The organism is Ideonella sp. WA131b, assembly GCA_023657425.1.
In the GTDB taxonomy this organism is placed as follows: Bacteria; Pseudomonadota; Gammaproteobacteria; order Burkholderiales; family Burkholderiaceae_C; genus Rubrivivax.
The window spans coordinates 488850-513295 of record JAGTJW010000001.1; the positions used below are offsets into that span (position 1 = coordinate 488850).

Annotated in this window: 23 protein-coding genes; 7 read left to right on the forward strand and 16 right to left on the reverse strand. The window is 69.4% G+C overall.

The annotated features are described in order from the left end of the window. Positions 1 to 12: 12 nt before the first annotated feature. From KA711_02310 to KA711_02320, 3 genes are read left to right on the forward strand one after another with little or no spacing between them, the layout of a single operon-like run. Positions 13 to 849, forward strand: coding sequence for a metal-dependent hydrolase (locus KA711_02310; GenBank protein ID MCM0607817.1), 837 nt, complete (start codon positions 13 to 15; stop codon positions 847 to 849). 10 nt (positions 850 to 859) lie between these two features. Continuing rightward, entirely contained in the window at positions 860 to 1108 is a 249-nt protein-coding gene (locus KA711_02315; GenBank protein MCM0607818.1) for a PaaI family thioesterase, read from the forward strand. Then, positions 1105 to 1881, forward strand: a complete 777-nt coding sequence (locus tag KA711_02320; GenBank protein ID MCM0607819.1) for a crotonase/enoyl-CoA hydratase family protein — start codon at positions 1105 to 1107, stop codon at positions 1879 to 1881. The genes KA711_02315 and KA711_02320 overlap by 4 nt, the downstream gene beginning before the upstream one ends. Positions 1882 to 2007: 126 nt before the next feature. Here the strand turns inward: KA711_02320 and KA711_02325 are convergent, their stop codons facing one another. The 7 genes from KA711_02325 to KA711_02355 all read right to left on the reverse strand — a co-directional run bounded on the left by KA711_02325 (position 2008) and on the right by KA711_02355 (position 10843). Further along, a complete protein-coding gene (locus KA711_02325; GenBank protein ID MCM0607820.1) occupies positions 2008 to 3420 on the reverse strand; it encodes a gamma-aminobutyraldehyde dehydrogenase in 1413 nt (470 codons plus the stop codon). Between the two features lie 66 nt (positions 3421 to 3486). Next, a complete protein-coding gene (locus KA711_02330) occupies positions 3487 to 4299 on the reverse strand; it encodes an ABC transporter permease (GenBank protein ID MCM0607821.1) in 813 nt (270 codons plus the stop codon). Beyond that, complete coding sequence (locus tag KA711_02335; protein ID MCM0607822.1) at positions 4289 to 5230, reverse strand: ABC transporter permease; 942 nt, start codon at positions 5228 to 5230, stop codon at positions 4289 to 4291. Before KA711_02335 ends, KA711_02330 begins: the two co-directional genes overlap by 11 nt. A 5-nt stretch (positions 5231 to 5235) precedes the next feature. Then, on the reverse strand, positions 5236 to 6246 hold the full coding sequence (locus KA711_02340) for an ABC transporter ATP-binding protein (GenBank protein MCM0607823.1): 1011 nt from the start codon (positions 6244 to 6246) through the stop codon (positions 5236 to 5238). Between the two features lie 7 nt (positions 6247 to 6253). After that, a complete protein-coding gene (locus KA711_02345; protein ID MCM0607824.1) occupies positions 6254 to 7423 on the reverse strand; it encodes an ABC transporter substrate-binding protein in 1170 nt (389 codons plus the stop codon). A 178-nt stretch (positions 7424 to 7601) separates the two neighbouring features. Then, a complete protein-coding gene (locus KA711_02350; protein MCM0607825.1) occupies positions 7602 to 8570 on the reverse strand; it encodes a BMP family ABC transporter substrate-binding protein in 969 nt (322 codons plus the stop codon). Continuing rightward, complete coding sequence (locus KA711_02355; GenBank protein MCM0607826.1) at positions 8570 to 10843, reverse strand: TonB-dependent receptor; 2274 nt, start codon at positions 10841 to 10843, stop codon at positions 8570 to 8572. Before KA711_02355 ends, KA711_02350 begins: the two co-directional genes overlap by 1 nt. A gap of 166 nt (positions 10844 to 11009) precedes the next feature. Between KA711_02355 and KA711_02360 the strand changes: the two genes are divergently transcribed. From KA711_02360 to KA711_02370, 3 genes are all read left to right on the forward strand, one after another. Then, complete coding sequence (locus KA711_02360; GenBank protein MCM0607827.1) at positions 11010 to 11858, forward strand: phytanoyl-CoA dioxygenase family protein; 849 nt, start codon at positions 11010 to 11012, stop codon at positions 11856 to 11858. 196 nt (positions 11859 to 12054) lie between these two features. Beyond that, the gene (locus tag KA711_02365; GenBank protein MCM0607828.1) at positions 12055 to 13482 is read left to right on the forward strand and encodes a DUF1688 family protein; all 1428 of its coding nucleotides are present in this window, start codon (positions 12055 to 12057) and stop codon (positions 13480 to 13482) included. A 4-nt stretch (positions 13483 to 13486) separates the two neighbouring features. Then, on the forward strand, positions 13487 to 14287 hold the full coding sequence (locus KA711_02370; GenBank protein ID MCM0607829.1) for a helix-turn-helix transcriptional regulator: 801 nt from the start codon (positions 13487 to 13489) through the stop codon (positions 14285 to 14287). On the opposite strand, the gene atpE is transcribed toward KA711_02370, so the two are convergent. After that, positions 14277 to 14519, reverse strand: a complete 243-nt coding sequence (gene atpE, locus KA711_02375; GenBank protein ID MCM0607830.1) for a F0F1 ATP synthase subunit C — start codon at positions 14517 to 14519, stop codon at positions 14277 to 14279. The genes KA711_02370 and atpE overlap by 11 nt on opposite strands. Positions 14520 to 14627: 108 nt before the next feature. Between atpE and upp the strand changes: the two genes are divergently transcribed. Then, positions 14628 to 15266 (forward strand): uracil phosphoribosyltransferase, encoded by a 639-nt coding sequence (gene upp, locus KA711_02380; protein ID MCM0607831.1) that lies wholly within the window; start codon positions 14628 to 14630, stop codon positions 15264 to 15266. 45 nt (positions 15267 to 15311) lie between these two features. On the opposite strand, the gene ybeY is transcribed toward upp, so the two are convergent. The 8 genes from ybeY to KA711_02420 form a co-directional block, all read right to left on the reverse strand. Beyond that, positions 15312 to 15752 carry an rRNA maturation RNase YbeY gene (gene ybeY, locus KA711_02385; GenBank protein ID MCM0607832.1) on the reverse strand — a complete coding sequence of 147 codons (441 nt, stop codon included), beginning with the start codon at positions 15750 to 15752 and terminating at the stop codon, positions 15312 to 15314. Continuing rightward, complete coding sequence (locus tag KA711_02390; GenBank protein MCM0607833.1) at positions 15752 to 16816, reverse strand: PhoH family protein; 1065 nt, start codon at positions 16814 to 16816, stop codon at positions 15752 to 15754. Before KA711_02390 ends, ybeY begins: the two co-directional genes overlap by 1 nt. A gap of 83 nt (positions 16817 to 16899) precedes the next feature. Next, positions 16900 to 17646 carry an SGNH/GDSL hydrolase family protein gene (locus tag KA711_02395; GenBank protein MCM0607834.1) on the reverse strand — a complete coding sequence of 249 codons (747 nt, stop codon included), beginning with the start codon at positions 17644 to 17646 and terminating at the stop codon, positions 16900 to 16902. A 10-nt stretch (positions 17647 to 17656) separates the two neighbouring features. Beyond that, positions 17657 to 18430, reverse strand: coding sequence for an enoyl-CoA hydratase (locus KA711_02400; GenBank protein ID MCM0607835.1), 774 nt, complete (start codon positions 18428 to 18430; stop codon positions 17657 to 17659). Between the two features lie 27 nt (positions 18431 to 18457). Beyond that, a complete protein-coding gene (locus KA711_02405; protein MCM0607836.1) occupies positions 18458 to 19657 on the reverse strand; it encodes an acetyl-CoA C-acyltransferase in 1200 nt (399 codons plus the stop codon). Positions 19658 to 19677: 20 nt separating this feature from the next. After that, a complete protein-coding gene (locus tag KA711_02410; GenBank protein ID MCM0607837.1) occupies positions 19678 to 22101 on the reverse strand; it encodes a 3-hydroxyacyl-CoA dehydrogenase/enoyl-CoA hydratase family protein in 2424 nt (807 codons plus the stop codon). 12 nt (positions 22102 to 22113) lie between these two features. Next, positions 22114 to 22566 carry a DUF2147 domain-containing protein gene (locus KA711_02415; protein MCM0607838.1) on the reverse strand — a complete coding sequence of 151 codons (453 nt, stop codon included), beginning with the start codon at positions 22564 to 22566 and terminating at the stop codon, positions 22114 to 22116. A gap of 43 nt (positions 22567 to 22609) precedes the next feature. Then, positions 22610 to 24412: an acyl-CoA dehydrogenase C-terminal domain-containing protein gene (locus tag KA711_02420; protein ID MCM0607839.1), complete on the reverse strand. Its 1803-nt coding sequence runs from the start codon at positions 24410 to 24412 to the stop codon at positions 22610 to 22612. Positions 24413 to 24446 lie beyond the last annotated feature (34 nt).

Sequence of the window (24446 nt, forward strand, 5' to 3'; positions counted from 1 at the left end):
TCGGGTTCCACCATGGGCGCACTCACCATCCGTCGGCTCCACATCGACCTCGGTTCGCCGATTCCCCGCCACTGGTGCGGCGGCGATGCCTTCCGCACCGCCTTCTTCAATGCCTTGTCGATGAGCTTTCCGCGAGGTGAGCAGTTCTTCATCGACGCGGTCAGGCGCGGCGTGTCCTCGCTGCCACCCGACCAGCGCGCGGTTTTCGACACCGAGGTCAGGGGCTTCGTCGGCCAGGAAGCCACGCATCGCCGCATCCATGACCTGTTCAATGGTCATCTCGAAGCGCAAGGTCTGGTCAACCACTGGGAGGGGCGCGCCGAAAGGCGGCAGGCGACGACCGCCCTGGCCGACCCGCGGCATGCCGTGGGCATCACGGCCGCCACCGAGCACCTCACGGCCATCCTGTCGGAGTGGGGCCTGGCCCATCCGCAGTGGCTGTGCAGCACCGACCAGCGCATCAACACGATGTGGCAGTGGCACTTCAGCGAAGAGATCGAACACAAGTCCACGGCCATCGACGTGTACCTGGCCCTGGGCGGCAGCGACGCCTGGCGGGTGCGCTACTACCGGCTCGTCACCCGCCTGTTCCTGGTCGACCTGGCGCGCCAGACGTTCAACAACCTGTGGCACGACGGCACCTGGTGGCGGCCTTCGACCTGGGCGAGCGCGGTCCGATTCCTGTTCGGACGGCAGGGTCTGGTGCCCGCACTGCGGCAGCCCTGGAAGGCCTACCTGATGCCGCACTTTCATCCCAGCCAGATGCACAGCGAAATCGCCGGTCAATGGCTGCGCGACAACCACCACGCTTACTCGCCGGTCTCGCCTGCTTCGCAGGCCTTCTCTTGAGGACCACGCCATGAACGCCGAGGAACTGCTTCTCGCCGCGGAAATCAAGATCAACTACCTGAGGCCGGCCCTCGGCGAGACGCTGGTCGCCAGGGCCTGGACCCTCAACGCCGGCAGGACACAGGGTGTCAGCCGCTGCGACGTGTTTGCGCTGCACGACGGCGTGGAGAAGCTGTGTGCCGCGGCGCAAGGCACGATCCTGAAGGCGCCGGCGCCGGAGGGCCACAAGTCGACTGCTGCAGGCGAGGGTGTGGCGTGAGCACCGGCGTTGCCATCCACACGGCCGGACGGGTGACCACGGTGACGATCCGGAGAGTCTCTCGCCGCAACGCCGTGGATCTGGAGACTGCGCGCTCGCTCATCGCGGCGTTCAAGTCCTTTGACGCCGACGACCGCAGCGACGTGGCCATCCTCGCCGGTGAGGGTGGCACCTTCTGCGCCGGCGCTGACCTGCAGGCGCTGGCGGCCGGCGAGCGCAAGCCGGTCGAGCCCGATGGCGAATTCGCGCCGATGGGACCGACACGCCTGCGCTTGAGCAAGCCCGTCATCGCCGCGATCGAAGGCCACGCCGTCGCGGGCGGCATGGAACTCGCGCTGTGGTGTGACCTCCGAGTGGCCGGTCGTTCGGCCGTGATGGGCGTCTTCAACCGGCGCTTCGGCGTGCCGCTGGTGGACCTTGGGACCATTCGCTTGCCGCGGCTGATTGGCGAGGGGCGGGCCCTTGATCTCATCCTGACGGGCCGGCCGGTGGCGATGGACGAGGCCTTGGCCATCGGACTGGTGACCCGGGTGGTCGATGACGGCTCGGCGCTGGCAGAAGCCATGACGCTGGCGAAGACCTTGGTGGGCTTTCCGCAAGCCGGGCTGCGCAACGACCGGCTCTCACTGCTGGAGCACCACGGGCTGGACGATGCCGGCGCCACCGCCAACGAGATACGCCGGGGACTCGCGACCATCGAGAGCGGCGAGACCTTGGCCGGTTCGAGCCGCTTTTCGGCCGGAGCAGGCCGGCACGGCAAGTTTGACGGGTGACGGTCTGGAGAGGTCCCACATCAAGTCGCCGCAATCGGCCGCTGACGGCTGACTGCAGCCCAAAGACCGGCAGCTTCGGCTCAGTTCGACAAGGTCGGGGTCCGCGCCTAGGAGCGTGGGCGTGCCTCAGAACTTCACCATCACATGCCGGGGCACCGTGTAGTCCTCCAGCGCAAAGAGGCTCATGTCCTTGCCGTAGCCGCTGCTCTTCAGGCCGCCGTGCGGCATCTCGTTGACGAGCATGAAGTGCGTGTTGATCCAGGTGCAGCCGTACTGCAGCTTCTTCGCGACCTTCATCGCGCGGCCCACGTCCTGCGTCCACACGCTGCTGGCCAGGCCGTAGTCGCTGTCGTTGGCCCAGGCAATGGCCTGCTCGGTGTCGGTGAAGCGCGTGATGCTCACCACCGGGCCGAAGACCTCGCGCTTGACGATCTCGTCTTCCTGGCGCGCGCCGGCAATCACGGTGGGCTCGTAGAAGAAGCCGGCACCGACGCGGGGCTTGCCGCCGGTGGTGATCTCCATGTGCCCGGCCATCTGGGCGCGCTCGACGAAGCTGGCCACGCGGTTGCGTTGGCGGTCGCTGATGAGCGGGCCGATCTCGACATCGGCCTCGTCCTGCAGACCCATCTTGATGCCGCGCACGGCCGTGGTCAGGTCGGCGACGAGCTTTTCGTAGACTTTGCCGCCGGCGTAGATGCGGCAGGCGGCGGTGCAGTCCTGGCCGGCGTTGTAGTAGCCAAAGACCCGCAAGCCCTCGACCACGGCCGCGAGGTCGGCGTCGTCCATCACGATCACCGGCGCCTTGCCACCGAGTTCGAGGTGTGTGCGCTTGAGCGAGCCGCTCGCGGCCTGCAGGATTTTGCGGCCGGTGGCGACATCGCCCGTCACGCTCACCATGGCAACCTTGGGATGCTCCACCAGCGGCTGCCCGACGCTGCCGCCGCGGCCGGTGATGACGTTCAGCACCCCCTTCGGAAAGACATCGGCCGCCACCTGCGCCAGCAGCAGGCTGCTCAGCGGCGTCTGCTCGCTCGGCTTGAGCACCACGGTGTTGCCGGCGGCCAGTGCCGGGGCGGTCTTCCACGCCGCCATCAGCAGCGGGTAGTTCCAGGGCGCGATCGAGCCGACCACGCCCACCGGATCGCGCCTGACCATGCTGGTGTGGCCGGCCAGGTACTCGCCCGCCAGCGGCCCCTGCAGCGTGCGCGCGGCACCGGCAAAGAAGCGGAAGCAGTCGGCAACGGCCGGGATCTCGTCGCCCAGGGCGCGGGCGTAGGGCTTGCCGCAATTCAGGCTCTCCAGCCGCGCAAAGTCCTCGGCACGCGCTTCGATGGCATCCGCCAGCTTCAGCAGCATTCGGCTGCGCTCCATCGGCGTCGTCTCGCTCCAGGCCTCGAAGGCGCGGTGCGCGGCCGACACGGCCTTGTGGACCTGCTCGGTGCTGGCCTCGGGCAGCGCCACCAGCAGTTCGCCAGTGGCGGGGTCGAGCACGCGCTCGGCCTCGCCCTCGCCGGCCACGAAGGCACCATCGATCAGCAGTTGGGTGGGCAGTTGGACCATGGTCAGGCTCCGGGTGCGAAAGGTACGGAAGTGCGGTGCGGGCGTTCAACGGTGGCCCGGTTCATCCGCGCGGGTGAACCAGTAGGCCAGCACGATGGGAATGAAGGTCAGCGCGATGATCACCACCGCCACCACGTTGGTGACGGGGCGCTGCCGGGGCCTGATGAGCTCCTGCAGCATCCAGATCGGCAGCGTCGTCTGCTGGCCGGCGGTGAAGGTGGTGACGATGACCTCGTCGAAGCTCAGCGCGAAGGCCAGCAAGGCGCCGGCCAGCAGCGCGCTGCCGAGCTGCGGCAGGATGATGTAGCGCAGCGTCTGGAAGCCATCGGCGCCGAGATCCATGCTGGCCTCGATGAGATTGGGGTTCAGCCGCCGCAGCCGCGCCACCGCGTTGTTGAACACCACCACCACGCAGAAGGTGGCGTGGCCGACCACGATGGTCCAGAAGGAGAACGGGATCTCCATCGTGTGGTAAGCCGAGCGCAGCGCGATGCCGGTGATGATGCCGGGCAACGCGATCGGCAGTATCAGCAGCAGGCTGATGGCATCGCGGCCGAAGAACCTGGCGCGCGCCAGCGCACCGGCGGCCAGCGTGCCGAGCACGAGCGCGATGGCGGTGCTCCACAGCGCGACCTCGAAGCTGAGCTGGATGGCCTCCCACACGTCGGGCCGCTCCCAGGCCACGCCGAACCACTGTGTGGTGAGTGCCGGTGGCGGGAAGACGTAGCTCTTGTCCTCGCTGCTGAAGGCGTACAGCACGATCAGCGCCAGTGGCACGTGCAGGAACAGCACGACGGCCCCTGCCGCCCACTTCAGGGGCCAGGTTCCTCGGACGGCCCCTCGGCCGTCAGAGCGCATCGAAGGCTCCCTTGCGCTTGGCCAGCCACAGGTACACGCCGATCACGACGATCGGCACCAGCGAAAACGCCGCCGCGAACGGGATGTTGCCGGCCACTCCCTGCTGCCGGTAGACCACCTGCCCGATGTACAGCGTGCTGTCGCCGATGACCTGCGGAATGATGTAGTCGCCAAGCGTGAGGCTGAAGGTGAAGATCGAGCCCGCCGCCACCCCGGGCAGGGACAGCGGCAGGACGACGCGGCGGAAGGTCGTGAGCGGCGGCGCACCGAGGTCGGCGCTGGCTTCGAGCGTGGAGGCCGGTATGCGCTCGATGCTGGCCATCACCGGCAGCACCATGAAGGGCAGCCACATGTAGACGAAGACGATGAAGGTGCCGAGCGTCGAAAAACTCAGGCTCGGCCCACCGACCAGCGGCGTGGCGAGCAGCGCCTCGATCAGCCAGCTCAGATGCAGCCGTTCGGCCGCCCAGTTGATGGCGCCTTCCTTGGCCAGCAGCAGCTTCCAGGCATAGAGGCGCACGAGGTAGCTGCTCCACAGCGGCAACATCACGGCGATGTACAGCGCCGCCTTGCTCCAGCCGCGGGCATGGCGGGCCATGACATAGGCCAGCGGGAAGGCCAGCACCGTGCAGGCCAGCGTCACCGCGATGGCCATGACGATGGTGCGGCGGGCCGCATCGAGGTTGGCCGGGTCGAAGAGCGCGACGAAGTTCGAGACGCCTATCTCGCGCACGACCTGGCCGGTGAAGTCGTCGAGGCGGAAGAAGGCGTTGGCCAGCAGCGCAATCAGGCTGCCGAGGTAGATGACGCCAAACCACAGCAGCGGTGGCGCCAGCAGCAACAGCAGCAGCAGGCCGCGCCGCGTGCAGAGCAGGTCGCTCGCGCGGCGGCGCAGGCCGGCTGGCCGCGGCGGTGGTGGTGGCAGCGACAAGGTGTTCAAGCCGCCGCCGACCAGGCATGCACCGCGCCGTCGTTCCAGTGCAGGTGCACGGTCTGGCCTGGCTCAGGCATCACGGCACCCGGCGCCAACGGCAGATCGGCCTGCACGCGCGCACCGGCGGTCTCGACCTTGATGCGCGTGAAGGCACCGAAGAACTGCACTTCGCAAACCAGGCCCGTGGCGCGCGCGCCGACGGCTTCGCCGAGGGTGATGCGCTCCGGCCGCAGCATCGCCTGCGCGTGGCCGGTGAGGCTGCGTGCCGCCTCGCCTTCGAGCACGTTCGCGGCGCCGACGAAGTGCGCGACGAAGCGCGTCGCCGGTGTGTCGTAGACCTGCCGCGGCGTGCCCAGCTGTTCGAGACGGCCTGCATTGAAGATGCCGATGCGGTCGCTCATCGACAGCGCCTCGTGCTGGTCGTGCGTGATGAAGAGGAAGGTGATGCCCAGGCGCCGCTGCAGCGCCTTCAGCTCGCTCTGCATCTGCTCGCGCAACTTCAGATCCAGCGCGCCGAGTGGCTCGTCGAGCAGCAGCACCTGCGGCTCGCTGATCAGCGCCCGTGCAAGGGCCACGCGCTGTCGCTGCCCGCCCGAGAGCTGCGCCGGCCGGCGTGCGCCCACGCCGGGCAGCTGCACGAGCGCCAGCAGTTCCTCGGCCCGTCGCTCACGGCTTGGCCGGTCCACCTTGCGCACCATCAGCGGGTAGGCCACGTTGTCGCGGATGTTCATGTGCGGGAACAGCGCGTAGTCCTGGAACACCGTGTTCACGGCGCGGGCGTACGGGGGCGCCTGGGTCACGTCCTGGCCCCCGATCCACACATGCCCCGCAGTCGGCAGCGTGAAGCCGCCGATCATGCGCAGAACGGTCGTCTTGCCCGAACCGCTGGGGCCAAGCAGGGTGAAGAACTCGCCGGCGGCGATCGTCAGGTCGACACCATCCACGGCGCGGACCGCGCCCGCGCCGTGGCCGAAGGTGCAACCGACGCCGTCGAGCGTGACGGCTGCGGTCATCGCGGCTTCAGCGCCCGCCGAGCACTGCGATGTAGTCCGTGACCCAGCGGTGGTAGGGCACGCAACCGGCGCTCTGGCTCTTGCAGGCGCTCACGGGCGTTCGCCAGAAGCTGATCTTGTCGAAGTCGTTGTAGCCCTGGCGCGCGCAGCCTTCGTCGGTGAGCAGCTTGTTGCCCTTGCAGGCCGCCGGGACGCTGGGCACCGAGCCGAACCAGGCCGACAGGTCGCCTTGGAGCTTGGGGTTCAGCGAGTGTTCGAGCCACATGTAGGCGCAGTTCGGGTTCTTGGCTTCGGCATGCATCATCGTCGTGTCGGCCCAGCCGGTGGCGCCTTCCACCGGCACCACGGTGGCGATTGGCACCTTCTTGCTCTTCAGGATGTTGGCCTGGAACTGCCACGAGCCGCTTGCCACCACGCCTTCGTTGGTGAAGTCGTCGATCTGCACGAAGGCGTCGTGCCAGTACTTGCCCACGATCTTGCGTTGCGCGCGCAGCAGATCGAGTGCGGCCTTGTACTGGGCCTCGTTCAGCTCGTAGGGGTCGGTGATGCCGAGTTCCTTCTTGTGGTACTTGAGGTACTGCGCGGCATCGGCGATGTGGATCGGCCCATCGAAAGCCTGCACGCGGCCTTTGTTGCTCTTGCCGTCGGGCAGATTCATCTCCTCGAACACCACCTTCCAGCTGTTGGGCGGCGTGCTGCCGAAGACCTTGGTGTTGTACATGAGCACGTTCCAGCCCCACTGGTAGGGCACGCCGTAGTGCGTGTTGGCTTCGAAGTGCCAGGGCGCCTTCTGCAGCCGCGGGTCGACGTTCTTGTAGCTCGGGATCAGATTGACGTTGATCGGCTGCACCTTCTTGCCGCGGATCAGACGCGTGCTCGCATCACCGCTGGCGGTGACGAGGTCGAAGCCGCCTTCGTTCATCAGCGCCACCATCTCATCGGACGTGCCGGCGGTCTTGACGTTGACCTTGCAGCCGGTCTTCTTCTCGAAGTCCGTCACCCAGTCGAAGTCCTTGCTGGTCGCACCGCGTTCGATATAGCCGGCCCAGGCGACGATGTCGACACGGCCCTCGCCCTTGCCGACCTTCTGCAGCGCACCCTTCTGGGCAGACACCACACCATGGGACACCAGCGCCGCCGCAGCCAACGCCGCCAGGGCAAACATACGAACCGTCATGAGGCCTCCTGTCAGTATGGGATCTGCCGCGATGTCGCAGCAGAGCGCCGACGATAGGCGGGTGGTGTAGGCGTCGTGAAATTCAATCCAAAGGCGCCAAGCTATCGGAAAAACAGAGATCCGGGTGGACCCTGATGTCGCCTGGGCCGCCACCCGGTGGCGCGGTCAGCCCGTCCCGCTACTGGCAGCGCCCGGTCACGCTGGAGTCGATCACTTTCAGCCGCCCGGCCACGATGTCGGCCTTGGCAGCATCGGTGCGCTGCCGCATGGCCGGCGTGATGAGCTTCGCGTTGTACTCGTCTAGCGCGTAGTCGAGCGCGCCTTCCTTCAGCCCCAGCACCGTGACGCCCGGCTGCACGCCGCGAAACGCCTGCAGCACCGCCAGATCCACGCGCTTGAGCATGCTGGTGAGCATGGTGCCGGGGTGCAGGTGGTTCTGGTTCACGTCCACGCCGATGCCGTAGATGCCGCCGTCCTTGGCCGCCTGCAGCACGCCCAGGCCGGTGGTGCCGGCGGCGGCGAACAGCACGTCGGCGCCCTGCGCGATCTGCGTCTTGGCGAGTTCGGCGCCACGGGCGGGGTCGGTCCAGGCGGCGTTGGTGGTGCCGGTCATGGCCGAGGTGAGTTTCACGCCCGGGCGGGCAAAGCGCGCGCCCTGCTCGTAGCCACACAGCACCTTGCGCACGAGCGGGATGTCCTGCCCGCCCACGAAGCCCACGGTGCCGGTCTTGCTGGCCATCGCCGCGAGCATGCCCACGAGGAAGGCGCCCTCGTGTTCGCGGTAGACGAAGCTCTGCACGTTGGGCAGGTCCACCACCATGTCGATGATGGCAAAGCGCAGCTGCGGGAAGTCGCGCGCCACCTTGTCGATGGCGCTGGCCTGCGGAAAGCCGACGCCGACGATGGGGTTGGCCCCACGCTCGGCAAAGCGCCGCGCCGCCTGCTCGCGCTGCGCGGCGTTGGCGATCTCGAACTCAAGATAGGGCCGGCCGGTTTCCTTCTTCCAGGCCTCGGCGCCGCGCCAGGCGGCCTCGCCGAAGCTCTTGTCGTTCTTGCCGCCGAGCTCGAAGATGATGGCCGGCTGGGCCAGCGCCGCGCCGGCCGCCAGGGCCAGCGCGGCGGCAGCGGCAAGCTGCCGTGCCTTCATCAGAAGCTGGCCTTGAACGACGCGCCGATGGTGCGCGGCTCGTTGATGAAGCCCGTGAGGTTGTTGAAGTCGATGCCACCCACCACGCGGATCTGGTTGGTCAGGTTGCGCACGAAGGCGGCGGCTTCGTACTTGCCCTTGCCGAAGCTGTAGCCGACACGCAGGCCGCCTTCGGTGAGCGGCTTGCCCTTGAATTCGACGCTGTCGTACAGGAAGAAGTTGATCTCGCTGCGGTACGTCCAGTCGGTCAGCACGAACATCTCGCCGCCGGCCAGCGGCATGCTGTAGCGGGCGGTGAAGCTGAGCGTGGTTTCCGGCGCCTGCGGCAGCGAGTTGCCGTTGATCGAGACCGTGGGCGCGAACTTGCCGATGGCCGGGTTGACCGGCGCGGTGATCGGATCGAGCACCGTGCAGCCACTGCCGCAGGCGTCGACACGCAGGTTCGGGTCCTTGATCTTGGTCTTGTTCAGGCTGCCGCTCAGCGTGAGCAGCAGGTTGTCGGTGGGCAGCAGCTTCACATCGAACTCGGCGCCGTTGCCGGTGGTCTTGGCGGCGTTGACGAGCTGGTTGAAGTTGGCTGCGCCGCCCACCGCGGTGAGCTGCTGGTCCTTGATCTCGTAGCTGAACACGTTGAAGGCCACGCGGGCGCGGCGGTTCATCAGGTCGGCCTTGTAGCCGGCTTCGTAGCTGGTGACGGTTTCGCTCTTGGCCACCGACAGCGTGTCGCCGAAGAGCAGCCGGCCCTGGATGGCCGGCGCACGGAAGCCCGTGGCCACGCGCGCATACACGTTGGACGTCTTGTTCAGCGCGTAGCTGGCGGAGAAGTCGGCGCTGGTGTTGGTGGCGCTGGTGTTGGCGGTGCGGCGGCCGATGAAGGTGGGGCTGAAGGGCGGCGCCTGGATGCGGTCGGCGACGAAGTCCTTTTCGTCCTTGGTGTAGCGCAGGCCGCCGCGCAGCTTGATGGCGTCGCTGACGTCGAGGTTGACGGTGCCGTAGATGGCGTAGGCCTTGTTGTCCTGCTGCTGCGTGGCAAAGCCGTTGCGCGTGTTGCCGCCCAGGCTGCTGTAGTTGAAGCTGTCGATGTTGAGCGATTCATCGAAGTAGTACAGGCCCGCGATCCACTGCAGCGCGCCCTTGGTCGTGCTCTCGAGGCGGAACTCCTGGGTGAACTGGCTGTGCTTGGGCAGGCCGTCGCCGCTCTCGGCGTCGAAGGGAATCAAGCCGGGGCCGAAGTTGCCCGCGCCCAGGAACACGGCGCCGAAGCCGCCATCGATGTCGCCGCGCGAGAACGACTCCACGCTCTCGTAGCCGGTGATGGAGCTCAAGGCCATGCCGCCGAGCTCCCAGCGCACGCGCACGCTGCCGCCCATCGTCTTCACGTCCTGGCTGTTGATGCCGTCGTGGCTCACCTTCTTCGGGTCGAAGCCGTCGACCAGATCGTTGGTGCCGGGCTTGATGATGTTGGCGCGGAACACCCGCGCCGAGCCCTTCAGGTCGCGCGCGTGCACATTGAACAGCACGCTGAGGTCCTTGCCCGGCGTCACCAGCAGCTGCACGCGGGCGGCGTTGTCGTTGTAACCCTCCATCTCGGCGGTGGGCGCGCCGCGCGTGTTGCGCACCCAGTCGTCGCGGTTCTGGCTCTGCAGGCTCACGCGCAGTGCGGCGGCCTCTCCGAGCGGCGTGTTGACCACACCTTCCACGTTGAACATGCGGTCGCTGCCCACGGTCGTCAGCGCGTAGGCCTCAAAGCTGCGCACCGGCTTGGCCGACTCGAAGCGCACCACGCCGGCCGGCGAGTTGCGGCCGAACAGCGTGCCGCGCGGGCCGTTGAGCACCTCGATGCTGGCCAGGTCGAAGAGCGGGAAACCCTTCAGGATGGGGTTCTCCTGCACGACGTCGTCGAACACCAGGCTCACGGGCTGGCTGGCGTTCAGGTCGAAGTCGGTGTTGCCGATGCCGCGGATGTAAAAGCGCGGGAAGGCGCGGCCGAAGGAGCTTTCGATGTTCAGGCTGGGCACGCGGCCGGCGAGCTGGCGGATGTCCTGGCCGCCGGAGTTGAGCACCTCCAGCGTCTCGCCCTGCAGCGAGCTGACGGCACTGGGCACGTCGCGGATGTTCTCCAGGCGGCGCTCGGCGGTCACGGTGACGACGGTCAGCTCGCCGGTGGCCGGGGCCGGCGTCTGGGCCGGCGTCTGGGCAGACGCACCAACATGGATCAAGGCCAACGCGACGGCGGCGGCGATCGGGTGCAGGGCGGCATTCTTTTGGGGCATCGCGGGGCTCCGGTGGGCGATGGGTTCGGGCAGGGGCTTCGAGCAAACGGGGCGCTCGGGGCGCTCGGGGCCGAAGTAGCATGGATGATGCCGCCCCAACCCCGCCGTCGCCGATGAATCGCCGCCCGCACCCGGCCGCGCTGATGCCGCCGCGCAACACCGTCCCATGCTGACCCCCACCCAAGGCGCTGCCTACGCCGAGCAGGGCTTCCTCGTGCTGCCCGGCTTCAAGCGTGCGGATGAGACGGCTGCGCTGGCGCGGCGCGCGCACGAGCTGGTCGAGGCCTTCGACCCGGCCGCCGGGGCCAGCCGCTTTTCCACGCGCAACCGCGGCCTCGTGGCCGACGAGCGGCTGCTGGCCAGCGCCGAGGCCATGGACTGTTTCTTTGAGGAAGAGGCGCTCGACGCCGACGGCCGCCTCGTCGTGCCCAAGGCCCGCAGCATCAACAAGATCGGCCATGCGATGCATGACCTCGACCCGGTGTTCTCCGCCTACAGCAAGGGCCCCGCGCTGGCTGCGCTGGCCGCCGAGCTGGGCCTGGTGCAGCCGCAGGTCTGGCAGAGCATGGTCATCTTCAAGCAGCCGGCGATCGGCGGCGAGGTCGGCTGGCACCAGGACGCCAGCTTCTTCGAGACCGAGCCGATCACGGTCACGACCTTCTGGTTCGCGATCGAAGACGCCACGCTGGACAACGGCTGCCTCTGGGCCGAGCCCGGCGGCCACCGCGGCGAGCGCGGCACGCTGCGCGAGCGCTACGTGCACCAAGCCGGCAGCCTGCGCATGGAGAAGCTCTCCACCCTGCCCTGGCCCGGCACCGACACCGCGGTGGCGCTGCCGGTGGAGGCCGGCACGCTGATCGTCTTCCACGGCCTGCTGCCGCACTGCAGCGCCCCCAACCGCAGCCCGCGCTCGCGCATGGCCTACACGCTGCACGCCACCTGCGGCACGGCGCGCTACTCGCCCCGCAACTGGCTGCAGCGCAGCGCCGCGCTGCCGGTGCGCGGCTTTGTGTGACCAGTGACGCCCCAGCCTCAAGCCGCGCAGACCGTGGTCGAGCCCCGGGCCGCGCCGGGACGCTGCATCTGGCGTATCTTCCGCCGCATGAACCTGCCTCCGCGCCCCAACCGACCGAGCTCCACGACACCCTCACGGGCAGCGGCACCGCCGTGGAGGGGCGGATCAAGATCCCCCGCGCAGCAGGGGGCCTGCCGTGGCCCCGTCTGACACCCCGGGCGCCGCGCCGACCGCACAGGCCCATCTGCTGGTAGCGCTGCACGACCCAGCCACCATCCGCCTGCGATGCGCCAGCGTGCTGCGCGCCGTGGAAGCCGACCTGAGCCCGAGCTTCCGCATCGACCGCCAGGCGCTGCCGGCGCTGGCCGACCGCGTGGCCGCGCTCACACAGGCCCGCTTCCCGACGCTGGACATCCCCTTGCACAGCCGCTGGCGGCACTTCGAAGCCGGGGGCGTGGACCGCAAGGCCGGGATGGACGCGGCACTGGCCGGCCAGGACCGGCTGGCGGTGGCGCGGGCGCGCTTCGATCTGGCGGTGGTGAGCGTGCTGCTGGACGCCGGTGCCGGGGCGAAGTGGCACTACACCGAGGGCCAGGCCCTGGGCGCCGCTGCCCAGCCGCGGGCCGGCGCCGACGAGCTGTTCGCGATGCTCGACCAGGCGGCGGCCCCGGCCGCCCCGGCCCCTGCCCCTTCTCCCGTCTCGGCGCCCGTGCCGGGCCAGGGCCAGACCTACACCCGCAGCGAGGGCCTGGCTGTGGCGAGTTTCCGCGCCTTCATGGCCGGGGCCTTCTCGTCGCGCGGGGGCGATCCGCTGCGGTCCGATGCCGGCGCGCTGCGGCACATCGACGCGGCGGCCCTGCGCGCGGTGTTCCAGAGCGGCCCGAACAACCCGATGGTCGGCCTCGAAGGCCGCGCCGCGCTGCTCGCCCGGCTGGGTGGCGTGCTGGCCGAAGAGGCGGGCCGCGACGCCGCCCAGGGCCGCCCCACCGAGGCCCGGCCGGCGCTGCTCTTCGACCGTCTCACCGACGGCGGCCGGCGCACGCAGGTGGCCGCGCGCGAGCTGCTGGCCGAGCTGCTGCGCACGCTGGGGCCAATCTGGCCGCGCAGCCGCCACATCCGCGGCGTGCTGGCCGGCGACGTGGGGCCGCACCGTTGGGCTGGCGACGCCGTGCCGGGCGGTGGCCGTGATGCCACGACGGGAGGCTGGGTGCCCTTCCACAAGCTCAGCCAATGGCTGGCCTACTCGCTGGTGGAGCCGCTGCAATGGGCTGGCGTCGAAGTCACCGGACTGGACGGTGAGCATGGGCTGACGGGATTGCCGGAGTACCGCAACGGCGGCCTGTTCATCGACGGCGGCGTGATCGTGCCGCGTTCGCCATCGGTGCTCGAGCGCCGCCACCAGCCCGAAGACGAGACGATCGTCGAGTGGCGCGCGCTCACCGTGTGCCTGCTCGACGAGCTGGCGGTGCTGGTGCGTCAGCGCCTGGGGCGCGATGCGCAGACCCTGCCGCTGGGAGGCGTGCTGGAGGGCGGCACCTGGGCGGCGGGCCGCGCCCTCGCTGCCGAGCGGCGGCCGGCGGGCGGGCCGCCGCTGCAGGTCGAAAGCGACGGCACGGTGTTCTAGGAGCGTGGACAGCGCCCGCGCCCCTTTCGGCCGCCTGCTGCGCTTGGGCCGGCAGCGGGCCGGGCTGTCGCAACTGACGCTGGCGCTGGAGGCAGCCGTGTCCACGCGCCACCTGAGCTGGCTGGAGACGGGCCGCGCCCAGCCCAGCCGCGCGATGGTGCTGCGCCTGGCCGAGCGGCTGGCCGTGCCGCTGCGCGAGCGCAACGCCTGGCTGCAGGCCGCCGGGTACGCGCCGCTGTACGCCGAACGCCCGCTGGCCGACCCGGCGCTGGCCCCGGCACGCGCCGCGCTCGAGCGGCTGCTGGCGGCACACGAGCCCTGGCCGGCGCTGGCGGTGGACCGGCACTGGAACCTCGTCGCCCACAACCGCCCGGTGGCGCTGCTGCTGGGTGCCGTGGCGCCGCTGCTGCGGGAGCCGCCCGTCAACGTGCTGCGACTGTCGCTGCACCCGCTGGGGCTGGCACCGATGATCGAGCACAGCGCGGCCTGGCGCGAGCACGTGCTCACACGCCTGGCGCGCCAGGCCATGGCCAGCGGCGACCCCAGCTTGCACGCACTGCACGCCGAGCTGGCGGCGCTGCCACCGCCCGCAAGCACCCTGGCCAGCCCCGCCGCACCAGGGGCCGACGACGCGTTGGCCGTGCCGCTGGTGCTGCACACACCCTGGGGCCGCCTGAGCTTCCTCACCACCATCACGGTGTTCGGCGCCCCGCACGACCTGACGCTGTCGGAGCTGGCCATCGAGACACTGCTGCCGGCCGACGAGGCCACGGCCGCCGCGCTGCGCGGGGCGCTCAGTTCTTGAAGGGATTCGCCGTGGCGAACCACAGCCCGATGCCGGTGGCGATGATGAACGCGCCGTCGAGCACGCCCACGAGCAGGAACACCTTGCCCTGCAGCGGCTCCATCAGCTCGGGCTGGCGCGCGCTGGCCTCGACGTAGCGGCTGGCCAGCAGGCCCACGCCCAGGCAGGAACCGACGGCGCCGAGGCCGATCATGTGGCCCACGGCCAGCGGGAGGAGGTCGATGCCGTTCATGGCGGGTGTCCTTTGCTTCTTTGATCGATGTGGCACGATGCTCGTGAACCCCCGCCCCGCTGTCGATGACCTGCCAGGTCATCCCTCCGCCCCGAGGTCCCGCCGTCGATGAGCCCGCCCGCCGCCGTCACCGTCGTCAGCCACCCGCTGGTGCAGCACAAGCTCACGCTGATGCGCCAGAAGGATCTCTCCACCAGCAGCTTCCGCCGCCTGCTGCACGAGATCAGCATGCTGATGGCCTACGAGGTGCTGCGCGAGATGCCGATGACGATGATCGACATCGAGACGCCGCTGGAGCGCATGCGCTCGCCGGTGATCGAGGGCCGCAAGACGGTGTTCGTGGTCGTCATGCGCGCCGGCGCGGGCTTCCTCGACGGCATGCTCGAGGTGGTGCCCGGCGCCCGTGTGGGCCACGTGGGCCTGTACCGCGACCCCAAGACGCTGGCGGCCGTGGAGTACTACTTCAAGATGCCCGGCGAGATGCACGAGCGCGACGCCATCGTGCTCGACCCCATGCTGGCCACCGGCAACAGCGCCGTGGCCGCGGTCGACCGGCTCAAGCAGACCAAGCCACGCTCGATCCGCTTCGTGAGCCTGGTGGCCGCGCCCGAGGGCCTCGCGCAGATGCAGCAGCACCACCCCGACGTGCCCATCTTCACGGCGGCCATCGACCGCGCGCTCAACGAACACGGCTACATCGTGCCGGGGCTGGGGGACGCGGGGGATCGGATCTACGGCACCAGGTAAGCCGCGCTCGAAGCGCGGCAGCGCCGCGGCGTCACTCCCGGCCGCTCACCCGCGCGCATACGGATCGGCGAATCCCAAGCTCCGCATCAGTGCAGTCTCCCGCGGCTCCATCTCGCGCGCCTGCTGGGCCGTTTCGTGGTCGTAACCCTGCGCGTGCAAGGTGCCGTGCACCAGCAGATGGGCGTAGTGCGCCTCGAGCTCAAGTCCCTGCTGGCGCGCCTCGGCCTCGATCACGGGCGCGCACAGGATGAGGTCGGCCATCACCACCGGCGCGTGCTGGTAGTCGAAGGTCAGCACGTTGGTCGCGTGGTCCTTCTGCCGGTACTCTCGGTTGAGCTCGCGGCCCTCGTCGGCACCGACGATGCGCACGGTGATCTCGCCCGGGTTGAGCAGCGCCGCTCGCACCCAGCGCGCCACCTTGTGGCGCGGCAGCAGGGCCTTGTGCCGCGCGTCGGCAAACTGCAGCGACAGCGACAGCACCGGCATCACCGCGGCGCTCCGGCCTGGCGTTCGTAGGCGTCGACGATGCGCGCCACCAGCGGGTGGCGCACCACGTCGACGGCCGTGAACTGCGTGAACGCGATGCCCGGCACGCCGGCCAGCACCCGCTTCGCGTCCACCAGGCCGCTGTCGACGCCTTTGGCCAGGTCCACCTGGCTGGTGTCACCCGTGACCACACACCGGCTGCCGAAGCCGATGCGGGTGAGGAACATCTTCATCTGCTCGCGCGTGGTGTTCTGCGCCTCGTCGAGGATGACGAAGGCGTGGTTGAGCGTGCGCCCGCGCATGAAGGCCAGCGGCGCGATCTCGATCTGGCCTTTCTCGAAGGCCTTGGTCGTGCGGTCGAAACCCATCAGGTCGTACAGCGCGTCGTACAGCGGGCGCAGGTAGGGGTCGACTTTCTGGGCCAGGTCACCGGGCAGGAAGCCCAGGCGCTCGCCGGCCTCCACGGCGGGCCGCGTGAGCACGATGCGCTGCACGCCCTGGCGCTCCAGCGCGTCGACCGCGCAGGCCACGGCCAGGAAGGTTTTGCCCGTGCCGGCCGGGCCGATGCCGAAGGTGATGTCGTGTGCCAACATCTGCTGCAGGTAGCGCACCTGGTTGGGCGTGCGGCCACGCAGCTCGGTGTGGCGGGTGTGCAGCACCGGGCCGGGCTCGGCCTGTACAGGGCCTTCCGCGGCCACGGCCTTGTGCTGCGCCGGGTCCACCAGGCCGGCGCCGGTGCCGACCAGCAGCAGCTCCAGCTCCTCGGCACCCACGGGCACGTGGGAGCCGCATGCGCGCGCGTACAGGCTGTCGATCAAGGCCACCGCGCGGTCCACGGCCGCACCCGGGCCCTGGGCACGGAAGCTGGCGCCGCGACGCTGCAGGCTCAGGCCGAGCGCCGCTTCGATGCGCCGCAGGTGTTCGTCCAACGGGCCGCAGGCCTCGGCGAGGCGGCGGTTGTCGGCGTCGGTGATCGTGTGGCGTCGGATCACAGAGGGCGCCAGGGCAGAAGACGTGAAGAGGGCAGAAGCAGCATCGGGCAAAGTAGGAAGCCTCGCAAACATTGTGGCAGCCGCGCCAGGCACCTTGTGGGTGTACCTGGGCTGCGCAGCGCGACGTGCCAAGGCGTCGAAGTGGGCCCACGCTCCTAGGAGCGTGGGCCCGCCGACAAGCCCGGCCACACTGCAAGGGCGATGTGCTCGGCCATGGCGTGGCCGCAAAGCCGGTATACGGGGGCTCCGGGGTGGAAGCCGTCGTCGGCCATGACGCCCGCATTGAGCGGCAACTCGACGTCGAGGTGGGAGACGTCGGCGCGCGTAGCTGCCCACTGCGCGAGGGCACGGTCGTGGCGGCGCGCGTCGCGGCCGGCCACCCAGCGCAGCGGCTGCGGCAGCCCTGGGATCAGGTGCAACGGCGGCAAGGGGGCGAACACCACATGGGCCACGCCCAGGGCGTTGCGCAGCGTGTTGGCCAGCGCTTCGCGCAGTGCCACGGCGCGGTGCGAGGGCACTTGGTCGACGACGTCGTTGACCCCGGTGACGACCACCGCCAAATCGAAGGGGTGATGCGCCAGGGTCCGCTGCTCGCGCAAAAGCAGCGCGAGCAGCTGCTCGGTGTTCAGACCCGAGCGCGCCAGCAGCCGCCATTGCACGTGGCGCCGCGTGCGCCTGGCCAGCGCATTCACGAGCTGCCCGGCCAGCGCATCGCGCTGGTGGACCACCCCCACGCCAGCGGCAGACGAGTCGCCCAGGATGAGCAGTCGCAGGGGCTGGCCGTCACCGACCTCGCCTTGGCGCTCACCCGCGGCCTCGGGCAGCACCGGCAGCTTGGCACGTGTGCGCAGGGCCTGCGCCACCAGCAGCGGCGACAGCACCAGCTTGGCCGTCAGCGACACGGGCAGGCCCTCAGAACCGGCTGAAGTCGGGTTTGCGCTTTTGCAGGAAGGCCTGGAAGGCCTCCATCGCCTCGGGGCTGCGCAGGCGGCGGCCGAAGATCTCGCCTTCGGTGCGGATGGTCTGCAGGAGACGTTCGCGCTCGGGCGCGCGCATCAGCTGCTTGGCCTCGCGCACGGCGCCCGGCGGCAGCGCGTTGAAGCGCTCGGCCACGCGGCGGGCATGCGCCACCACCTCGGCGGCCGGCAGCACGGCGCTGGCAATGCCGCAGTCCACCGCCTGCTCGGGCGTGAAGGGGTCGCCCAGCAGCAGCTTCTCGGCCGCCCGGCGGTGGCCCATCAGCTGTGGCACCACCAGGCTGCTGGCGTACTCGGGCACCAGGCCGAGGGCCACGAAGGGCATCGCCAGGCGGGCCTCGTCGGAGACATAGACGAAGTCGCAGTGCAGCAGCATCGTCGTGCCGATGCCGATGGCCGCGCCGGTGACCGCCGCCACCACGGGCTTGTCGCAGTCGAGCAGCGCGCGCATGAAGCGGAACACCGGCGAGTCCATCGAATCGCTGCCCTGGCCCGGCGGGCGGGTGAGGAAGTCCTCGACGTCGTTGCCGCTGGTGAAGATGCCGGGCTGGCCGGTGATGAGCACCGCGCGCACGGCCCCGTCCTCGCGCGCCGCGTTCAGCGCCTCGGCCATGGCCTGGTACATGGCCACGGTGAGCGCGTTCTTCTTCTCGGGGCGCGCGATCTCGATGGTGGCCACGCCGTTGATGGTGGCGGTTTTGATGCTCATGGCGTCTCCTTGGTTTTGGCCGAGCGCCTAGACACGTTCCAGGATGCCGGCCGCGCCCTGGCCCATGCCCACGCACATGGTCACCATGCCGTACCTCAGCTGGCGGCGCTGCAGCGCATGCACCACCGTGGCGGCGCGGATGGCGCCCGTGGCGCCCAGCGGATGGCCCAAAGCAATGGCGCCACCCATGGGGTTGACCTTGGCCGGGTCGAGCCCGCAGGTGCGGATGACGGCCAGGGCCTGCGCGGCGAAGGCCTCGTTGAGTTCGATCCAGTCGAGATCGGCCTGGCTGATGCCGCCGGCCTTGAGCGCGGCCGGGATGGCCTCGATCGGGCCGATGCCCATGATCTCGGGCGCCACGCCGCGCGCCGCGAAACTGACGAAGCGCGCCAGCGGCTTGAGGTCGAACTGCATGCAGGCGCGCTCGCTGGCCAGGATCAGCGCGCCGGCGCCGTCGCTGGTCTGGCTGCTGTTGCCGGCCGTCACGCTGCCCTTGGCGGCGAAGACGGGCTTGAGCCTGCCCAGCCCTTCGAGGCTGGTGTCGGGGCGGGCGCCTTCGTCGAGCTTCACCGTGCGCGTGCTCACGCTTACCTCGCCGGTGGCCAGGTTGGGCAGGCGCGAGATCACGTCAATCGGCGCGGTCTCGCCCGCAAATTCGCCCGCGGCCTGGGCCGCCAGCGCCTTCTGGTGCGAGGCCAGCGCGAAGGCGTCCTGGTCTTCGCGGCTCACCTGCCACTGCGCCGCCACCTTCTCGGCCGTGAGGCCCATGCCGTAGGCGATGCCGACGTTCTCGTCCTTGGCAAACACCTCGGGGTTGAAGCTGGGCTTGTTGCCGCCCATGGGCACCATGCTCATGCTCTCGGCACCGCCGGCGATCATCACCTCGGCCTCGCCGACGCGGATGCGGTCAGCCGCCATCTGCAGCGCCGTCAGGCCGCTGGCGCAGAAGCGGTTGACGGTGACGCCGCCCACGCTGTGCGGCAGCCCGGCCAGCACCATGGCCACGCGGGCCATGTTCATGCCCTGCTCGCCCTCGGGGAAGCTGCAGCCGATGATGGCGTCTTCAATCGCCTTGGGGTCCAGCGAGGGCACCTGGGCCAGCGCGCTCTTCACGGCCGCGACCAGCAGGTCGTCGGGCCGCATGGTGCGGAACACGCCGCGAGGCGCCTTGCCGATGGGCGTGCGGCTGGCGGCGACGATGTAGGCGTCCTGGATCTGCTTGCTCATGTTGGTGTCGTCCTCGACGCTCAGTTCCTGACGGGCTTGCCAGTCTGCAGCATGCCCATGATCCGCTCTTGCGTCTTGGGGTGGTCCAGCAGCGCGCAGAAGCGGTCGCGCTCCAGCGTGTGCAGGTACTCCTCGGTGACGAGGCTGCCGCCGTCGACGTCGCCGCCACACACCACTTCGGCGATCAGCGTCGCGAGGTGGAAATCGTGCGCGCTCACGAATCCGCCGTCGCGCATGTTCGCCAACTGGCCCTTGATCGTGGCGATGGCGTTGCGGCCGGCCACCGGGAAGGGCGCGCGCACCGGCGGGCGGTACCCGCTGGCGGCCATCGCCCTGACCTGCGCCGCGGCCACGAACAGCAGCTCGTCCTTGTGCGGCACGACGATGTCGCCGTCGATCAGGTAGCCGAGCTTGCGGTTCTCGAGTGCGCTCGTGCCCACCTTGGCCATGGCGGCGCTGGTGAAGCCGTCGATCAGGAACTTCTGGATGTCGGCATTGGCATTGCCCGCCGCCGCCATCTCGGCGGCGCGGCGTGCCACGTAGGCCAGGCCGCCACCCGCCGGCACGAGGCCCACGCCGACCTCGACGAAGCCCATGTAGCTCTCCATCGCGGCCACGCGCCGGGCGCAGTGGATGGCGACCTCGTTGCCACCGCCCAAGGCGATGCCGCGCAGGGCGGCCACCACCGGCACGTGGGCATAGCGCAGGCGCAGCAGCGCATCCTGCAGCTTCTTCACCTCGGGCTTGATGCCCTTGCTGCCGTGCTTCATGAACACCGGCATCAGGGCCTCGAGGTTGGCCCCCGCCGAGAACACGTCGTCCGGCGACCAGATCACGACACCCGTGTACGACTGCTCGGCCAGCTCGACGGCCTTGAGCAGGCCCTCGACAACCGCCGGGCTGATGAGGTGCAGCTTGCAGGTGATGCTGGCGATGAGGACTTCACCGTCCAGCGTCCATAGGCGCACGTCGTCGTTCTTCCAGACCTCGGTACCGGCCTTCAGCGGCTCCACGGCGCCCGAGCCCAGCACGTTCTCGCGGAAGTGCTGGCGCGCGTAGACGGGCAGCTCAGGCTGCGGCACGTAGGCCTTGGCGGCCGGGCTCCACGAGCCCGCGGGCGTGTGCACACCCTTCTCGGCCACCGGGCCGTCGAACACCCAGGCGGGCAGCGGCGCGCTCGACAGCGCCTTGCCGGCATCGATGTCGGCCTGCACCCACTCGGCCACCTGCTTCCAGCCGGCGGCCTGCCACAGCTCGAAAGGGCCCTGCTTGCTGCCGAAGCCCCAGCGCATGGCGAAGTCGACATCACGCGCCGTCTCGGCGATGCTCTCCAGGTGCACGGCGGCGTAATGGAAAGCGTCGCGGAGGATGGCCCAGAGGAACTTCGCCTGCGGGTTGCTGCTCTCGCGCAGCAGCGTCAGGCGCTCGGCGGGCGGCTTCTTGAGGATGCGGTCCACCAGCGGATCGGCCTTGCCGCCCGCGGCGACGTAGTCGCCGGTGGCGGGATCCAGGCGCCGGATGTCCTTGCCCACCTTTTTGTAGAAGCCCGCACCGGCCTTCTGGCCCAGCGCACCCTTCTCGATCAGGCCCTTGAGCACCGCCGGCGTGGCGAAGCTCGGGTAGAACGGGTCGTCCTGCAGGTTGTCCTGCAGCGTCTTGATGACGTGCGCCATGGTGTCCAGGCCCACGACATCGGCCGTGCGGAAGGTGCCGCTCGAGGCGCGGCCCAGCTTCTTGCCGGTGAGGTCGTCGACGACGTCGTAGCCCAGGCCGTAGGTCTCGGCCTCCTTCATCGTGGCCAGCATGCCGGCGATGCCCACGCGGTTGGCGATGAAGTTGGGGCTGTCCTTGGCGCGCACCACGCTCTTGCCCAGCGTCGTCGTCGCGAAGGCCTCGAGCTGGTCCAGCACCGCGGGCTCGGTGGCCGGCGTGTCGATCAGCTCCACCAGCGCCATGTAGCGCGGCGGGTTGAAGAAGTGGATGCCGCAGAAACGCGGGCGGATGGACTCGGGCAGCACGGCGCTCAGCTTGGTGATGCTCAGGCCCGAGGTGTTGCTGGCCAGCAGCGCGTGCGGGGCCACGAAGGGCGCGATCTTCGTGTAGAGATCGAGCTTCCAGTCCATGCGCTCGGCGATGGCCTCGATGACGAGGTCGCAGTCGGCGAGCAGCGCCAGGTGCTCCTCGTAGTTGGCGGGCTCGATCAGCGCGGCCTCGTCGGCCACGCCCAGCGGGGCCGGCTTGATCTTCTTGAGGTTCTCGATGGCCTTCTGCGCGATGCCGCTCTTCGAGAGCTTGGAAGGCGGGGACCCTGCCCCGTCCTGGTCTTTCGCGGGCAGGTCGAACAGCACCACCGGCACGCGGCAGTTCACGAGGTGGGCGGCGATCTGCGCGCCCATCACGCCAGCGCCGAGAACGGCCACCTTGCGCACGGGGAATCGGTTCATCTGTGGCCTTCCTTACTCGATGCGGATCCAGGTCTGCGTGCGGCCGAGCATGGGCATGCCGACGTAGCCGCGCACGTCGAGCTTCTTGCCGCCGTCGGCGGGCGTCATGCGCACCTTGTAGACCTTGCCCTCGGCGGCGTCGAGGATGGTGCCGCCGTCCCAGTGCTCGTGGCCGTCGGTCTTGCGCACACCGCGCAGGATCTCCATGCCGACGATGGGCTTGCCCTTGCGGTCGTCGCTGCACTTGTCGCAGACGGCATCGGGCTTGGCGTCGGGTGCCAGCAGCTTCTCGATGCGGCCGCTGAGCACGCCGCCCGACTCGGTGATGCGGATCTGCGCGCGTTCGGTCTTGGTCTTGTCGTCGATGGTCTTCCAGACGCCGACCGGGGTGCCCACGGTCGTGGCCTGGGCCAGGACGGCACCGGCAAACAGCGTCAGGGCGGCGGCGGCAACAAAGGTCTTCATGGCTGGTCTCCGTATGGGGTGCTGGGGGGAGTGGGAAGGGAACTCAGAACAGCGCCTCGTCCATGGCCAGCAGCGGCGCCACGCCGGTGCGGGCGCTGCGGATGAGGCCGGCGGTCTCGGGCAACAGCTTGGCGAAGTAGAAGCGCGCGGTGTGCAGCTTCGCGGCGTAGAACGGGTCGCACGACTCGCCCAGTTCCTTCTTCTTGTCGAGCGCAATCTTCGCCATGCGCGCGAAGAAGTATGCAAAAACCAGATGACCACACACGCGCAGGTAGTCCACCGCCGCGCCGCCCACCTCGTCGGCATTGCCGAAGGCCTTCATGCCGAGCTCGGTGGTGAGCTTGGTGAGCTTGTCGCCCAGGTCGGCCAGCGGGTTCACGAATTCCTGCAGGTCCTCGCGCACGCCTTCCTCCTCGACGAAGGCCTGCACCAATGCGCCGAACTTCTTCAGCTTCCTGCCATTGTCGGCCAGCACCTTGCGGCCCAGCAGATCGAGGCTCTGGATGGTGTTGGTGCCCTCGTAGATCATGTTGATGCGCGAGTCGCGCACGAACTGCTCCATGCCCCATTCCTTGACGTAGCCGTGACCACCAAACACCTGCATGCAGTGCGAGGTGGCGATCCAGGCGTTGTCGGTGAGGAAGGCCTTGACGATGGGGGTCATCAACGCCACGAGGTCCTCGCAGTCGCGCTTCTCGTCCTCGTCGTCGGTGACGAGCGACTTGTCGACCATCAGCGTCGTCCACATCGCCAGCGCACGGCCGCCCTCGGCGTAGGCGCGGGCGGTGAGCAGCATCTTGCGCACGTCGGGGTGCACGATGATGGGATCGGCCGGCTTGTCGGCGGCCTTGGTGCCCGACAGGCTGCGCATCTGCTGACGCTCTTTCGCATAAACCACGGCGTTCTGGTAGGCCACCTCGGTGAGGCCCAGGCCCTGCGTGCCCACGCCGATGCGGGCCACGTTCATCATCACGAACATGGCCGCCAGGCCCTTGTTGGGCTCGCCCACCAGCCAGCCCTGCGCGCCTTCCATCGTGATCTGGCAGGTGGCGCTGCCGTTGATGCCCATCTTGTGTTCAAGGCCCGTGCAGAAGATGCCGTTGCGCGCACCCACGCCGCCGTCGGCCGTGGGCAGGACCTTGGGCACCACGAACAGGCTGATGCCCTTGCTGCCGGCCGGCGCGTCGGGCAGGCGGGCCAGCACCAGGTGCACGATGTTGGCGGCGAAGTCGTTTTCGCCGCCGCTGATGAAGATCTTGCTGCCGCTGATTCGGTAGCTGCCGTCGGCCTGCGGTTCGGCCTTGCTGCGAAGCAGGCCGAGGTCGGTGCCGCAGTGCGGCTCGGTCAGGCACATGGTGCCGATCCACTCGCCGCTCACCAGCTTGGGCAGGTAGAGCTGCTTCTGCTCGGGCGAGCCGTGCGCGTGCAGGCACTCGTAGGCACCCCGCGCCAGGCCGGGGTACATGGTCCAGGCCTGGTTGGCGCTGTTGGCCATCTCATAGAAACTCTGGTTCACCACGTGCGGCAGGCCCTGGCCGCCGAAGGCGGGGTCGGAAGACAAGGCGGGCCAGCCGCCCTCCACGTACCTGGCGTAGGCCTCCTTGAAGCCCTTGGGCGTGCTCACCGCGTGTGTCGTGCGGTCAAGCGTGCAGCCTTCCTGGTCGCCCTTCAGGTTGAGCGGCGCCAGCACCTCGGCGCAGAACCTGCCGCCCTCCTTCAACACGGCGTTGATGGTGTCGGGGTCAATCTCGGCGTGCGCCGGGTAGGCCTTGAGTTCCTCGGTCACCTTGAGCAGTTCGTGCAGCACGAACTGCAGGTCGCGCAGCGGCGGGGTGTACTGGGGCATGGTGTGACTCCTGGGGACGGATAGGAACTGGGGA

Bases quoted from the DNA above. Each gene is read 5' to 3' on its own strand.
- KA711_02310 (MCM0607817.1), top strand. From the start codon at position 13: ATGGGCGCACTCACCATCCGTCGGCTCCACATCGACCTCGGTTCGCCG.
- KA711_02315 (MCM0607818.1), top strand. From the start codon at position 860: ATGAACGCCGAGGAACTGCTTCTCGCCGCGGAAATCAAGATCAACTAC.
- KA711_02330 (MCM0607821.1), bottom strand. From the start codon at position 4,299: ATGCGCTCTGACGGCCGAGGGGCCGTCCGAGGAACCTGGCCCCTGAAG.
- KA711_02340 (MCM0607823.1), bottom strand. From the start codon at position 6,246: ATGACCGCAGCCGTCACGCTCGACGGCGTCGGTTGCACCTTCGGCCAC.
- KA711_02345 (MCM0607824.1), bottom strand. From the start codon at position 7,423: ATGACGGTTCGTATGTTTGCCCTGGCGGCGTTGGCTGCGGCGGCGCTG.
- KA711_02350 (MCM0607825.1), bottom strand. From the start codon at position 8,570: ATGAAGGCACGGCAGCTTGCCGCTGCCGCCGCGCTGGCCCTGGCGGCC.
- KA711_02355 (MCM0607826.1), bottom strand. From the start codon at position 10,843: ATGCCCCAAAAGAATGCCGCCCTGCACCCGATCGCCGCCGCCGTCGCG.
- KA711_02360 (MCM0607827.1), top strand. From the start codon at position 11,010: ATGCTGACCCCCACCCAAGGCGCTGCCTACGCCGAGCAGGGCTTCCTC.
- atpE (MCM0607830.1), bottom strand. From the start codon at position 14,519: ATGAACGGCATCGACCTCCTCCCGCTGGCCGTGGGCCACATGATCGGC.
- upp (MCM0607831.1), top strand. From the start codon at position 14,628: ATGAGCCCGCCCGCCGCCGTCACCGTCGTCAGCCACCCGCTGGTGCAG.
- ybeY (MCM0607832.1), bottom strand. From the start codon at position 15,752: ATGCCGGTGCTGTCGCTGTCGCTGCAGTTTGCCGACGCGCGGCACAAG.
- KA711_02390 (MCM0607833.1), bottom strand. From the start codon at position 16,816: ATGTTTGCGAGGCTTCCTACTTTGCCCGATGCTGCTTCTGCCCTCTTC.
- KA711_02400 (MCM0607835.1), bottom strand. From the start codon at position 18,430: ATGAGCATCAAAACCGCCACCATCAACGGCGTGGCCACCATCGAGATC.
- KA711_02405 (MCM0607836.1), bottom strand. From the start codon at position 19,657: ATGAGCAAGCAGATCCAGGACGCCTACATCGTCGCCGCCAGCCGCACG.
- KA711_02410 (MCM0607837.1), bottom strand. From the start codon at position 22,101: ATGAACCGATTCCCCGTGCGCAAGGTGGCCGTTCTCGGCGCTGGCGTG.
- KA711_02415 (MCM0607838.1), bottom strand. From the start codon at position 22,566: ATGAAGACCTTTGTTGCCGCCGCCGCCCTGACGCTGTTTGCCGGTGCC.
- KA711_02420 (MCM0607839.1), bottom strand. From the start codon at position 24,412: ATGCCCCAGTACACCCCGCCGCTGCGCGACCTGCAGTTCGTGCTGCAC.